Genomic DNA, 14262 nt, shown 5'->3' on the forward strand with positions numbered 1-14262 from the left:
ATACGGGGATGCATCAGCGGACGCAATGCAATGGATACAATGGCGTCATTGCGATGGACAATATGCCGTGAGCACATCCGAACTTCCTGATCTCAAACTCCTTCAGCTTTTCGACTTGCTATATGACGTTCGCAGCGTCACGCGGGCAGCCGAGCAGCTCGGGCAAAGCCAACCGACCATCAGCATCTGGCTGGGGCGTCTGCGTGAACATCTGCAGGACCCGCTATTTGTACGCACGCCGGGCGGCATGACGCCGACACCGCAGGCGGACGCGCTAATAGGTCCGTGCCGACAAATTCTCGAATCGCTTCGGCGGTTTGCTGCATGGGAGATTTCGTTTGATCCGAGTACGGCCAAGCGCCGCTTTCGCATCTGCATGACAGACGCCAGCCACATCACGCTCTTGCCGAGAATGCTGGCTCACGTCCGCGCCGAAGCACCCGGTATTCGGCTGGAAGCCGCGCGGATCGACGGGAACACGGAGAGGGCGCTGGAGTCGGGTGAAGCCGATCTTGCGATCGGACACGTTCCTTGGCTCGGCGGCGGGATGTATCAGCAACAGCTATACATGCAGGATTGGGTGTGCCTGGCCAATCGAAATCACCCGCGCGTGCGCAGCAGGCTGAGCGTGAAACAGTACTGTAACGAGGGGCACGTGATTGTCGCTGCCGGCACGGGAGCGCAGTTGCTTGAACAAGCCTTGCTACGCGAAAACATTGAACGTGACGTTGTGCTTGAGCTTCCGGGCATGCTTGGGCTGGGATCGATCATCGCATCGACCGACCTGATCTCCACGTTGCCGCGAAACATTGGCGAGACGTTGGCTCGAGTAAATGATATCGCGGTACATTCGTGCCCTTTCTCGGTCGACAAATTCGCTGTGCGGCAGCACTGGCACGCGAAGTACCACCACGAGGCAGGCAATCGGTGGCTTCGCTCCGTTGTGGCAGACCTCTTCCTGGAGAGGAACTAGGCGCCCGGCGGCGGCATGAGCATTAACGAATAAGTTTTAACGCAGGCGGATTTCGTGATTTCAGCTATTGATTCACGGTAAGCCGTCGGAAACGTATGTTCAACTGGTGCCAGGATCGGCGGGCGGCAACGTGTCCATCGAGGCTCAGTCGTCGGTCGGGAAGGACGGCGTTCGACTGCGCCGAGTCGCGACTACAATCAAGCGGCCCGCTCTAGCCGCATCGGCTTCGGATGGCGAATGTTGGCAAGCGGCGAGAACGGCCCGTAGCTGAAGCCTCGGTATGTGGAATAACGACGGTCCGACCGTCAGCAACAGGTCGCAACGACGCATCGCTCCCGCGCCGACGTTCTATGTCAAGTTGCGGGCACTCGTCCTGAAAAGCGACGTCACGAAGATTAATGCCGCACGCTTTCGCTTCCGGAATTCAAGACAGAGCGTTCTTTCCACGCGCCATTATGTCGAAAGAAACCTGAAGAGTACGAAATACGCAGTGATGCCGCCCGCATGCGAAGCGTTAGCGACCGACTCGTCGTAAAGTCGGGGAACCTTTTTCGGCATTGATAACGTTTGAACATCAATGCTTCGGAAAATTGCACTTCTTGTTTGGACTTTCTTGCGCAAATATCTGGTCTCAAGACGTTCATAAAAGAGAACGCGTCGGAGACAGGCACGAAGCGCAGAACAGCGTTTCGCTGCATCCCAGTGCACGCCCGTTCGCGGCTGCCGCCAAGAGTCATCGACGCATATCTCGCGTAACCCACCTCGCTAGTTGAATCCTGCCGCCGCTTTCGAGCGCGTCCACGGCAGCGGTGCATCTCACGCCTGCCGCAGCGAGTCGATGGACCCTCAGTATCCGCTTCAGTCGTCATTGCTCAAATCCAGGAGACACGTCACATGCAGATCACCGGAATGTTGCACGGCACGCGCCTGTTGCAATTCGTCGGCTTTCCGTCCAGCGAAGTTCTAGGGCCGGGCGCCAGCGAAGAAGAGATCAAGTCGCTGATCGACAGACATGGTCAGATATTCATCAAGCCGGTGTTCAAGGGCGGTGTGGGCAAGAAAGGCAAAGCCGGCCTGCTCGGCCGCGCGACTGATCTCAAGACGGCACTGGCGGAGAAGGAACGGCTGTATTTCGCCGAGCACGCAGTGGGACACGTGAAAGCGAAAGCAAACGGCGTGACCTTCGAAGCCGGCGTGCCCGCCAAGCACGAAGTCTATTTTTCGATCACCGATTCCACGCGTTTCCGCGCGCCGACGATGACGCTCTCGCATATGGGCGGCATGGATATCGAGGAAGTCGATCCTAAGCACGTCGCGATGGTGCCGTTCGATGCGCTCACCGGATTGAAGGCCTTCGTTGTCGCGAATGCGCTCAGCGAAATCGGCGCGCCGCGTGAAATCATCTCGCCGCTCGTGCAGCAGTTGCCGAAGCTCTGGGAGCTCTTCCACGACTTCGGCATGACGACGCTCGAGCTCAACCCGATCCGCATGCGCGAGGACAAGAAGGGACGCCTCACGCCCGTGGCATGCGACTTCAAGTGCGGCTTCGATCGCGACGATCCACGCTTCTCGCGGCTCGGTTTGCCTGCGCATCTGTTCGCCGCCGATTACTCGGATTTCGAGCAGGAGATCAATCAGCTTCGCACCCACCAGGGGCAAAGCGATGTCTACGTGATCAACGACAAGGGAACGATCCTCGCGCCCACCTTCGGCGGCGGCGCGAACTCGCTCGTCACGGAAATGCTCGGCGACGCGGCGATCATCTCGTCGGACTTCGGCGGCAATCCTCCGTATGAAAAGATGAAGGAAGTGGCGCGCATCTGCTTCCGGCACTGGCTGAAGCAGTCGAACGTGCTCTTCATCATCGGCGGCAAGTCGAACAATACCGACATCTACGAAACGCTGCGCGCCATGGCCGATGCGCTGCGCGAGCACTTCAGCGAGCACGGTCCGACGCCGCTCTATGTCGTCCTCGGACGCGGCGGCCCGAACCTCGTGCGCGGCATGTCCGCACTGCGCGACACCTGCGATTCGCTCGGCCTGCCTTATCGCCTCTTCGGTTTCGACTCCGACATCAGCGAAGTCATTCAGTACGCGCGCCATGCCGATGTGTGGATGCAATCGGGTGGACGCGCACAGATCGCGGCGCGCATCGGCGCGCGCGACGCGCAATCGCAAACGACATCGGCTTGAGGAGATCGAACATGCACAAGCAAGGCAACAGTCACTTCAAATACTTCGTCGGAATCCAGTCGCTGGCGGACATCGCCACGCGCGAAGATCGCGTCTGCGTGCTCAACATCCTTGGCGGCGAATCATCGGACGTGACGCCCGTGAGTCACGCCTTCTCGGGCGCGAATGTCGTCTTCGGCACCGCGCCCGGCAAAGGCGGACAGGTGCTCGCGACGTCCGCGGGCGACATTCCCGTCTTCAACAACGTGCGAGAGGGTCTGGAAGCCGGGCATCGATTCAACTGCGGCGTCGTCTACCTGCCGCCTTCGGCCGCGCGCGACGGCGTGGCTGAGCTGATCCGCGTGAACCCGGATTTGCGTAAGATCTTCATCATCACGGAAAAGATCGCCGTGCACGACGCCCGTGAGATCCGCGCGATGGGTCAGCAGGCGGGCATCGACATCTTCGGCGCGAACGGGCTGGGCGTCGCGGACTCGTGGCAACGCGTGCGCATCGGCGGCGCGCTCGGCGGCGACGATCCGGGCGCGACCTTGCGCCAAGGATCGATCGCTATCTTCTCGAACTCCGGCGGCTTCAGCACCACGATTGCGCAATACCTGCGCATGAGCGGCTGGGGGACTTCGACGGTCATTTCCAGCGGGAAGGACGTCTACATCCACTATGCCGCGCCGGAATTCGCCTTCGCGCTTGCAAACGATGCGCGCAGCAAGGCGGCCGTGCTGTACTGCGAGCCCGGCGGCTATTACGAGGCCGATGCGGACTTCACGAAGCCCGTGGTGGCGTGCGTGGTGGGCCGCTGGAAAAGCCGTCTGACGCGCGCGGTGGGACATGCCGGCGCGATGGCGGGCGGTGCCGACGATGCGCTCGCGAAGGAGCGCTGGTTCATGGAGAAATTCGGCGTCGAACGGCTCTTCACGCCCGGCGATCCATGCTGCTCGGCGAAGGGTGCGGTGGTGACGAACATCGCGCATATTCCCGCCGCGCTCACGGCGGTGATGCGGGCGAACGCCACGATGCCCGACTTCGAGCCCGAAGGCAGCCTTGCCCTCAAGCCCTGGTTCGGCTCCGATCAGGGGCTCGAATTGCCCGACGATCTCGCGCTTGCAGTCGTGAAAGCTGTCGCGCCCTATGACGAACAAGTCGCGCGGGTGAACGACCAGATCGGCGCAATCCCGCCGCGGCAGGCGTTGAAGGATGCATCGGGCGCCTCGCAGATGGATGCGAAGACCCAGGTGAGCAGCCTGCACGGCGTATCGATGCTCGACGCGGCGACGCATTCCTTCGAAGCGAACGTATGCCTCGCGCTGTTGCGCGAGTTCGGCGGCGCGAACGACGAGAAACTGATCGACGTCGCGGTCGGCGCGGCGGTGAACCTGTACGGGACGCCCGAACTGGCGGCGGCGCAGGCAGCGCGCGAGGCGGGCAATGCCCCCAATGCCGTGCTCGCCGCTGCTGCTGCCATCGTCGGGCCGAATCGCCAGCGCGCGGCGAGGGAGGCGGCGAAGCTGATGATCGACCGGTTCGCCGCAGCTAAACTCGTCGACGCATTCGATCGCGATTTCGACATCGACGCCATCCACACCGAAGGTAGCGCGGCACTGTTCTCCGAGGAACCGGATCAGAAGGCCGAAGCCATGCTCGCCGGCCTCGCCGCCCGTGGCGTGAGTTCCGTCTTTGTACGATGGATTGCCGGCGGCCCGGGCCATCCGCGTGCGGACGCCGTGCTCGCGGCGATCACGACGACACTCGCCTGGGGCCCGCTCATGCGCAAGCGCATCTCGCGTCTGACGGCGGAGAGCCTGCCGTGGTGGACGACGCTGTTCGGCACGTTGATCGGCGCTTCGGCGGACGCATCGCGCCATCGTCCCGACAGCTTCTGCGACATTTCCACCTCCGCGTTGCTCGGCGAGCGCTCGCTGACGGAGATTGCGTTCGCGGCGCTGCTCGGCCTCGAACCGTCCGCCGACGACCTGTTCGCTTTCAGGACGCTGACCGGATTGCTGCTCACGAACGGACCGGGTGCGATCTCGGCGCAAGGCGCGAAGGGTGCCGTATCCGCCGATGGCCCCGAGTCACCCGAACGCGTGCAACTGAACAAGGCGTTGACGGGCTTTCTGACGCACACCGGCTATACGCACGGCGGCAACGGCTACGAAGGCATCGCGTTTCTCAACGATGCGTTTCGCGACAGCGCCCTCGACGATCCCGCCGACCCGCATCACGGCGTCGATCTCGAAGCGCTCGCGCGCCGTTCCGTCGAGCATTACGCGCGATACAAGGCGAGCCAGAAGCAGGCCGGCAGCCTCGACATCGCCAAGCTGCCGGGCGTCAATCACCCGGTTTTCAAGGACAAGCCGGTGAATCACGATCCGCGCGAGGTGTTCATCGCCGAGCTGTACGAGGCGCGAGGCGAGTACAACGCGTTTCATGCGTACTACCGCGCGCTGGTGCAGGCCTTGTTCGACGCGGGCGTCTCGCGCAGCGTCTACTGCGTCAATGTCGATGCCGTGATCGCCGCGCTGCTGCTGAAAATGCTGTGGCAGCCGCTCAAACGCGGCGCATTCAGCGAGGCCGATCTCGAAACCGCTGCGTTCACGATCTTTCTGTATCCGCGCATGCTCGGTTGCGCCGCGGAAATCGACGATCACCTGAACCGCGGTCGAAACATGGACACGCGCACGCCCGCGACACAGTGCCGTTTCGTGGCCTGAATGCCTGGATCCGCGAGCCCGGCCGGGCGCTGATTCACCGTAGCGCCCGGCCTTTGCCGACGGTATCGAACGATTGATAACGAGCGAACATCAATCGTTGAGAACATTGCACTTATCTTTTTGATGGCGACAAGCCATCATTCCCGAAAGACAAGAGCGGACAGACCGCAAATTCGGGACTTCAGGAGACACATCGATGCATCCCTCACCTTCCACCCTTTCGCCGGGACATTCAAAGGCCGCGGCGGTTTTCCGCGTAACGGCCGGCAACTTCCTGGAGCAGTTCGACTTCTTTCTGTTCGGTTTCTACGCGACGCAAATCGCCGGCGTGTTCTTTCCGGCATCGAGTGAATTCGCTTCGCTGATGATGACGTTCGCGGTCTTCGGCGCCGGATTCCTGATGCGTCCGCTGGGCGCGATCGTGCTCGGCGCCTACATCGACGATGTCGGCCGCCGCAAGGGCCTGATCGTCACGCTTTCCATCATGGCGAGCGGCACCATCCTGATCGCATTCGTGCCGGGCTATGCGGCGATCGGTCTTCTGGCACCCGCGCTCGTGCTCGTCGGACGTCTGTTGCAGGGATTCTCCGCAGGCGCCGAACTGGGTGGCGTGTCGGTCTATCTCGCCGAGATGGCCACGCCCGGCCGCAAGGGCTTCTTCACGAGCTGGCAGTCCGCGAGCCAGCAGGTCGCGATCGTCGTGGCCGCCGCGCTTGGCTTCGCGCTCAATCAATCCCTCGACGCCACGGCCATCGCGAGCTGGGGCTGGCGCGTGCCGTTCTTCGTCGGCTGCATGATCGTGCCGTTCATCTTCATGCTGCGTCGCAATCTGGAAGAAACGCAGGAATTCAAGGCACGCCAGCATCGCCCGAGCATGAAGGAAGTGTTCCGCACGCTGGTCGAGAACTGGACCGTCGTGATCGCCGGCATGATGCTGGTGGCGATGACTACCGCGAGCTTCTATCTCATCACGGTCTACGCGCCGACTTTCGGAAAGACGGTCCTGCATCTGAGCACGGCGGACAGTCTGCTCGTGACCTTGTGTGTAGCCGTGTCGAACTTCGTGTGGTTGCCGGTCGGCGGGGCGCTCTCGGACAAGATCGGCCGCAGGCCGCTGCTCGTCGGCATGACGCTGCTCGCTATCGCAACCGCATACCCCGCGCTGTCGATACTCGCCCACGCGCCGAGCTTCATCAACATGCTGCTCGTGCTGCTTTGGCTCTCGTTCATGTACGGCATGTATAACGGCGCGATGGTCGTCGCGCTGACCGAGGTCATGCCGGTTCAGGTGCGCGTGGCGGGTTTTTCGCTTGCTTACAGCCTTGCGACGGCGGTGTTCGGCGGCTTCACGCCGGCAATCTCGACGGCGCTCATTCACATGACCGGCGACAAGGCCGCGCCCGGATACTGGATGAGCTTCGCCGCTGGCTGCGCGCTTCTGGCGACGTTCGCGCTCTATCGCCGGCGCGCAGGAACGCTGACTCCGGCGCACTGACGCGTCGCTCGTTGCGCCAAGCGTCTATTGAATCCCACCCAACTCCGATCATGAAAAATCTGTTTCCGAAACTATGCGCGGCGGCGCTCATCGCAACTTCGGCCGCTGCGTCCAGCGTGCAGGCCGCCGACCTGCACGTCATGAGCTCGGGCGGCTTTACCGCGGCGTACAAGGTGCTGGGTCCGAGATTCGCGTCCGAGACGGGCAACACGCTCGACACCGCGCTCGGTCCGTCGATGGGCAAATCGCCCGAAGCCATTCCCAACCGCCTCGAACGGGGCGAGCCGGCCGACGCCGTCATCATGGTCGGTTATGCGCTAGACGAGCTGATCAAGCAAGGCAAGGTCGTGCCCGGATCGCGCGTGGAACTGGCGGATTCGCGCATCGGCATGGTCGTGCGCGACGGTGCGGCGAAGCCCGACATCAGCTCGGAGGAAGGCCTCCGGCAGACTCTGCTGCATGCGAAGTCGATCGCCTACTCGGACAGCGCGAGCGGTGTCTATATCGAGCGGGAACTGTTCACGAAGCTCGGCATAGAGAATCAGGTGAAGCCCAAGGCGAAGATGATCCCGCGCATACCGGTGGCCTCGGTCGTCGCGAACGGCGATTACGAGATCGGCTTTCAGCAGGTGAGCGAGTTGCTGCCGGTCAAGGGCGCGACCTTCGTCGGAAAGATTCCGGAATCCCTGCAGTCCGTCACGCGTTTTGCCGCCGGCATTCCCGTGAGCGCACAGCATCCGAAGGAAGCGAAGGCGCTCCTCGACTATCTGGCATCGCCCGGCGTTCAGGCAGATGTGAAATCGACGGGGCTCGATAGCGTCGCCGCGCATTGATGCAGCCTTCTCCGTCAACTTCTCGAGGTACTGCTCGCATGGTCCTCTGCGCCGTCGGCGTCGCCCGGCGTCGGCGCGCGCAGCATCCGGACGAGACGCGCGCGATCGCAGGCGCCTTCCCACATCGAAACGAAGATCACCGCGCACGCGTTGCTGATCACGCTCGTGAGGGCGCGTGCTTCGGACATGAAGCGGTCGATGCCCACCAGTAGCGCCACGCCCGCGACGGGGAGATCGGGAATCACCGTCAGCGTCGCGACGAGCGCCACGAGGCCGCTCCCGGACACGCCGGCCGCTCCTTTGGACGTAAGCAGCATGACCGCGAGCATCATCGCGATCTGCGACGCGGAGAGCGAGACGTCGCAGGCCTGCGCGATGAACATCGAAGCAAGCGTCAGGTAGATCGCGGTGCCGTCGAGATTGAACGAATAGCCTGCGGGCAACACGAGTCCCACGACACCCTTGTCGCAGCCGAGCATTTCCAGCTTCGTGATCAGGCGCGGCAACACCGGTTCCGTCGACGAAGTCGCCAGGACGATCAGCAATTCCTCGCGCAGATAACGCAAGAGCCGCCAAAGGGCGAAGCCGTGCAAGCGCGCGAGCGGAGCAAGGACGAGTGCCACGAACAGCACGCATGCCACATAGAACGACACCATCAACATGCCGAGTGAGCCGACCGAGCGAATCCCGAAGCGGCCCACCGTGAAAGCCATCGCGCCGAATGCGCCGAGCGGCGCGAGCCGCATGATCATCGCGAGAATGCGAAACAGCGCCTGGGCGATGCCATCGATGAGCGCGAGTACAGGCCGGCCTGCACCCGGATGCAGATTCAGTGCGAAGCCGAATAGCAGCGAGAGCAGCAGCACCGGCAGCACCTCGCCCTTCTCGAAGGCGCCAAGCATCGTTTCGGGGATGACGTTCAGTGCGAAGGCGACGAAGCCATCCGGATGCGCCTGCTTCACATACTGCGCGAAGATCGTCGTATCGAGACTTCGGGCGTCGATATGCATGCCCGCGCCGGGCCGCATTGTAAATGCCGTGACGAGTCCCAGCGCGAGCGCCACGGCAGTCAGAAAATAAAAGAGTCCCAACGCCCGGAAGATTACGCGACCGATGGCCTTTCCGCTCGCGACAGACGTGACCCCGGAGACGATCGTGCAGAAGACGATCGGCGTAATCATCATCCTTACGAGGCCGACAAAGCCGTCGCTGACAGGCTTGAGAAGCGAGCCGGCTTGCGGCCAGAAGTGCCCGAGTGCCATGCCGAGCAACATGCCCAGCACGACCTGCACATAGAGCAGACGAAGCGTTCTCGCCACCCTCACGATGCGGGCTTCCTGCTCGGGCGCGCTTTCCGAGCTACGTCGTCGGTTGATGTGCCGCTGCTCCTGACATCGCCTCTCATATCGAGAATCGTTTGATGAAACTCCTGCGCGGTCGGCGTCAGCGTGCGTCCGCGGCGCCTCACGATCCCCACCCGTCGCTTCACGACGGGGTCGACCAGCGGCACACTCGTGAGGATGTGGTGATTGCGTCCGGGCATGGCCATCGACGGTACGGCGGCGACGCCAAGGCCCGCTTCCACCAGGCCAAGCATGGTCGTGACGTGACGTGTTTCGCACACGCTCGGTGCGCGCGGCGACACAGCCGAAAGAGCCTGATCGAGCAACAGACGATTGCCTGACGTCTTGTCCACGGAAACGTATTCGTGCTCGTAGAGCTCGTTCCAGGTCACGCGTTTCTTGCGCGCGAGCGGGTGGTCACGACGGCAAGCCGCAACGAACTGCTCCTGCAGCAGCACTTTGAAGTCGACCTCGGACTCCTGGCTTCCCATGAAGCTGACACCGAAATCGGCCTCGCCGCTGATGACGGCGGAGAGCACCTCGTTCGCGCTCGCATCGAGCAATTTCACCCTGATGCGCGGAAAACGGCGATGGAAGCTCGCAACCGCGCTTGGCAGAAAGTAGTAGGCCACGGATGGCACACAGGCAATGGTTACATGACCCAATCGGCTCGATGAGACATCGCGGATGCCGAGCAGGGCGACATCGAGATCGTCCAGCAACTGCTCCGCGCTCGGCGCGAATGCCCGGCCGACAGTCGTGAGCGTCACGCTGCGCGTGGTGCGTTCGAAGAGACGTACGCCGAGCGCTTCCTCCAGCTTTTCGATCCGGCGGCTCAAGGCTGGCTGGGATATGTTCACCGCCTCGGCTGCCTTTCGAAAGCTGCCCAGTTCCACCACGGCTCTGAATGCCTGCAAGTCGTTGAGGTCGAAGTTGACGCCCACGGGCCATTCTCCGCGTTCTTAGATGCCGATATTGTGCATGACGCACAGAGGCGCGCCTATTTCTGTGGATGGGGTCGCGATCCTGATCGGAAGAGGGCGACGGTGGGGGTGACCTTCCTGACGATTCTCGGACCAGAAGAACTTGAGAGAATGGCTTCAAACGGAGAGATGGAAGGTAAGCGCGCATTAGACGGCGTCCCTTGCGCACTGCCATGCGACATACGTCAGGCTATGGTTGGATTCAGTCGCCAGGGCAGCAAAGCCTCGTAGTCGTCGGCGGTGTGCGCGTGCGGCAGACCTTTGAACAACGCGATGAGGTATTGGTACGGCTCAATGCTGTTGGCTTTGCAGGTTTGCACGAGCGAATACAGGTTGGCGGCGGCGTTTGCGCCGGCGACGCTGTCACTAAAGAGCCAGTTCCGGCGTCCGACCGTAAACGGTCTGATCGCGTTCTCACACGGGTTGTTCGAGATGGGCCACGCTCCGTTGCCGACGTAGCGAACCAGCTTGGGCCATTGGCCTCGCAGATATTGAAGCGCTTTGCCGAACCCGCTTTGCGGCAACACCGTGTTCAGATGACGCGATAGCAGCGCCTCGATCTGATCAAGAACTGGCTGACTTCTGGCCTGTCTGAGTTGCTGGCGCTGCTCCGGCGTCATGTGTTCGGATCGTGCCTCAACGGCAAACAGCTGGCCGATCAGGCGAATGAATTCGCTCACCGGATGATTGCCGCCGCGCTGTACCTTTGGGAGGTCCTCTTCGGCCTCAATCAGGTAACGTCGCGCGTGCGCCCAACATCCGAGGTGCACTAGCTGGTTTGTTCGGGCGATTTCGTTGTACGGCTCGTAGCCGTCGCTCATCAATACCGCTCCGGGTTTGATGCCTGCATAGAGCACGGCGGCCTGCGCCGCGCTGCGCGTGGGACTGTAGCTGAACATTCGCACTGGTGGTCCGGTACCGTTCATCTGCGCCCACATGTAGCTCTTGCGTTGTGCAGCACGGCCCGGCTCTTTTAGTACCTGAACCGTCGTTTCATCGCCGTAGACGATGTCGGCCTCGAGCAGGTGGTCGCGCATCAGGTTAATCAGCGGCTGCACTGCCATGCCGACGCGCACTACGCTTGCTGCCAGCGTGCCGCGTGAGAGATCGCCACCGAAACGGTGCAGCAACGCGGCGATCCGGTACAGCGGCAGCGCGTCAGCAAACTTACTCACAACCACCCATGCAAGCGCTGATTCAGTGAGTAAGCCCTTCGGGATGATGCGCGAAGGTGCCGGCGTCACCTTGATGCTAAGGTCGCAGCAAGGGCATGCGTATTTGATTCGCTGGTGCTGAATGACGCGAACCTGCTGCGGCACGATATCGAGTTGCTCGCTGATCTCGGCGCCGATCTCGACCAGTGCGTGGCCATCGTGTGCGCAGACGCGTTCTGATTCGGGCAACTCATGGCGCACGACCTCGCGAGGCAGCATCGGGTCTAACGGTTTGCGCCCACGCTTCCTGCGTTCATGCGCGCCGACTTCGACGCTCTGTTCAGTTTCGGCCTGTTGCGCCGGCTCGCATCCCGTTGCGAGCGCTTCTGCTTCGTTCAGGAAGAGGTCGCGTTGCTCAGCACCGCGCACTTCGCTCCTGGAAGCAAACAACTGCCGCTGATAGGCCTTAAGTCTCTCGCGCAACAAATCGCGTTCGACTGTCACCACACGCAACTCGCCCTTCATGGCAGCGAGTTCTGCGCGCAGCGCCTGCAGTTCGTCGGTAGAAGAAGAGGATGATGGCGGCATCGCTGAATTAGACCAGCGATGCCGGTTCTCGTTTCAGGTCACGCGCTGATAATAACGCCTCGGATGCGCGCGCATCGCTTCGATGTCGATGCCGTCCAGTAGCCAGTGAAGTTGCTCTGTTCGCAGCATGAGCACCGCTTCCTTGCGCGGCCATACGAAGCGGTCCTGCTCGAGGCGTTTCATGAGAAGCCAGAAGCCGTTACGGTCCCACAGCAGCATCTTGATGCGGTCGCGCCGCTGATTGCTGAACACATAAACCGCACGCGCGAATGGATCGAGCTTCATTGACTGCTCGACGATGGCTGCGAGACCGTTGATGCTCTTGCGGAAGTCAACGGCGTCACGATGCACATAGACTTTCAGTTCATCGTCCAGGCGGAACATCGCACCGTCCAAGCGTCTCGATCATGGCCGATAGCAACGGCGCGTCATTGTCGGTGCATTCAAACCGGAGTGTGACGCCGTTGGGCATCTGCACCATCAACCGCGCCGAAGTGGGCGATGACGTCCTTGCTGCGGGGGTGTGGCGGTGTGCCTTCGTGGATGCGGGCGCAACCACCGCTTCGTGACTATCGACTTCGACTACCGGAACGAAAGCGGTGCCAGTCGGCGCCGGCTTTAGGGACGTGCCAGCCAGTCGCTGCTGATGCAGCTTGATCCACTTGCGTAGCAAGTTGGCGTTGACTCCATGCTTGAGTGCGAGTCCGGCGACCGAAGCGCCCGGCTCAAGACACGCTTCCACCAACTTCTGTTTGGTTTGCCGATCATATCTGCGCTTGCCGTCCCGACCAACGTTGACGACCTTCAACCCGGTCGTTTCTGAGTGCTCTTCTGTCATGAAAGGTGTCCACTGATTCGATGAACTGCACCCCAAAAGTTGGACATCATTTTGAGGTGCTTTCATGCGATACAGCGAGAAGAAGAAGTTAGCTGCAACGGAAGATTATTGCTCCGGTCACGACGGTCTTATACGGGTAGCCGCAAGGCATGGCGTAGAGGTGTCGTCGCTACGTAGGTGGGCGGCGATCTACCGATCACATGGCGCATCCGGGCTCGCACGCAAAAGATCAGGGACGCGCTACAGCCCTGAATTTAAGCTGAAGGTAGTTCTAAGAATGCAAAAGGAAGGCCTGTCCGACCGTCAGGCCGCAGCATTGTTCAACGTTCGGAACTTCAATGCCGTGAGGGATTGGAAGCTCCAGTATGATGGCGTCAGTGTCAACTCTTCGTCTCCCAGAACTGTGCGAAAGAAACCAGTTGTAAAGGTCAGCCCGTCGTCCAGCGAGCATTGCAGCCGCGAGGAGTTGCTTGCAGAGGTGCACCAACTTCGCACGGAGAATGCCTACCTAAAAAAGCTAGGCGCCTTGGTTCAAGCGCATGCGAAAACGGCGCGGCAGAAAAAGCGCAAATCGTGCTTGAACTAAGGCAGCGTTACCCGCTCGCGGACCTCCTCAAGGTGGCAGGTTTGGCGCGTAGCACGTTTTATTACCAGCAGAAGGTTCTGCAGGCGAGGGACAAATACGCGAGCTTGAAAGACCGCATCCGTACGCTCTTTGAGCAGCACAAGGGTCGCTACGGGTACCGTCGGATCACGGCAGCTGTTCGGCGTCAGGGCGACAGAATCAACCACAAAACGATACAGCGTCTTATGGGCGAGCTGTCCCTCAAGTCGTGCATTCGACCGAAGAAGTACAAGTCGTTCAAAGGGAATGTCGGCAAGATAGCTCCCAACGTGCTGAAGCGAAAATTTGATGCGACACGTCCTAACAGGAAGTGGGTGACGGACGTGACCGAGTTCAACGTCGGCGGCGAGAAACTCTATCTTTCTCCGGTCCTTGACCTTTACAACGGCGAGATCATTGCCTACGAAATGGCACGACGCCCGCTATTCGACATGGTCAACACGATGCTGAACAAGGCCTTCGCGAAACTGGGACCCCGCGACAAGCCGATCCTGCATTCGGATCAAGGCTGGCAAGGCGGATTCAA

10 protein-coding genes and 1 pseudogene are annotated in these 14262 nt (G+C 61.3%); 6 read left to right on the forward strand and 5 right to left on the reverse strand.

What is annotated here, in order from left to right:
* Positions 1-67 precede the first annotated feature (67 nt).
* The 5 genes from AWB72_RS17980 (at position 68) to AWB72_RS18000 (ending at position 8205) form a co-directional block, all read left to right on the forward strand.
* Positions 68-973 carry a LysR family transcriptional regulator gene (locus AWB72_RS17980; RefSeq protein WP_040049209.1) on the forward strand — a complete coding sequence of 302 codons (906 nt, stop codon included), beginning with the start codon at positions 68-70 and terminating at the stop codon, positions 971-973.
* Positions 974-1867: 894 nt separating this feature from the next.
* Positions 1868-3166 carry an ATP citrate lyase citrate-binding domain-containing protein gene (locus AWB72_RS17985; protein WP_040049210.1) on the forward strand — a complete coding sequence of 433 codons (1299 nt, stop codon included), beginning with the start codon at positions 1868-1870 and terminating at the stop codon, positions 3164-3166.
* An 11-nt stretch (positions 3167-3177) separates the two neighbouring features.
* Positions 3178-5877: a CoA-binding protein gene (locus AWB72_RS17990; protein ID WP_040049211.1), complete on the forward strand. Its 2700-nt coding sequence runs from the start codon at positions 3178-3180 to the stop codon at positions 5875-5877.
* A gap of 196 nt (positions 5878-6073) precedes the next feature.
* Positions 6074-7372, forward strand: coding sequence for an MFS transporter (locus AWB72_RS17995; protein ID WP_040049212.1), 1299 nt, complete (start codon positions 6074-6076; stop codon positions 7370-7372).
* Positions 7373-7422: 50 nt separating this feature from the next.
* Positions 7423-8205 carry a substrate-binding domain-containing protein gene (locus AWB72_RS18000; protein ID WP_040049213.1) on the forward strand — a complete coding sequence of 261 codons (783 nt, stop codon included), beginning with the start codon at positions 7423-7425 and terminating at the stop codon, positions 8203-8205.
* 14 nt (positions 8206-8219) lie between these two features.
* Here AWB72_RS18000 and dctA read toward each other — a convergent pair whose 3' ends face one another.
* From dctA to tnpA, 5 genes are all read right to left on the reverse strand, one after another.
* Positions 8220-9530: a C4-dicarboxylate transporter DctA gene (gene dctA, locus AWB72_RS18005; RefSeq protein ID WP_040049214.1), complete on the reverse strand. Its 1311-nt coding sequence runs from the start codon at positions 9528-9530 to the stop codon at positions 8220-8222.
* Positions 9527-10492: a LysR family transcriptional regulator gene (locus tag AWB72_RS18010; RefSeq protein WP_040049215.1), complete on the reverse strand. Its 966-nt coding sequence runs from the start codon at positions 10490-10492 to the stop codon at positions 9527-9529. Before AWB72_RS18010 ends, dctA begins: the two co-directional genes overlap by 4 nt.
* Positions 10493-10716: 224 nt before the next feature.
* Positions 10717-12273, reverse strand: coding sequence for an IS66 family transposase (gene tnpC, locus AWB72_RS18015; RefSeq protein ID WP_040049297.1), 1557 nt, complete (start codon positions 12271-12273; stop codon positions 10717-10719).
* Positions 12274-12306: 33 nt separating this feature from the next.
* A complete protein-coding gene (gene tnpB, locus AWB72_RS18020) occupies positions 12307-12669 on the reverse strand; it encodes an IS66 family insertion sequence element accessory protein TnpB (RefSeq protein ID WP_143754641.1) in 363 nt (120 codons plus the stop codon).
* A complete protein-coding gene (tnpA, locus tag AWB72_RS18025; RefSeq protein WP_040049295.1) occupies positions 12638-13111 on the reverse strand; it encodes an IS66-like element accessory protein TnpA in 474 nt (157 codons plus the stop codon). The genes tnpB and tnpA overlap by 32 nt, the downstream gene beginning before the upstream one ends.
* Positions 13112-13175: 64 nt before the next feature.
* On the opposite strand from tnpA, the pseudogene AWB72_RS29460 reads away from it, so the two are divergent.
* Positions 13176-14262, forward strand: a pseudogene (locus tag AWB72_RS29460) (IS3 family transposase); the annotation flags it as partial.

The sequence above is a fragment of the Caballeronia concitans genome (assembly GCF_001544615.1).
Lineage (GTDB): Bacteria > Pseudomonadota > Gammaproteobacteria > Burkholderiales > Burkholderiaceae > Caballeronia > Caballeronia concitans.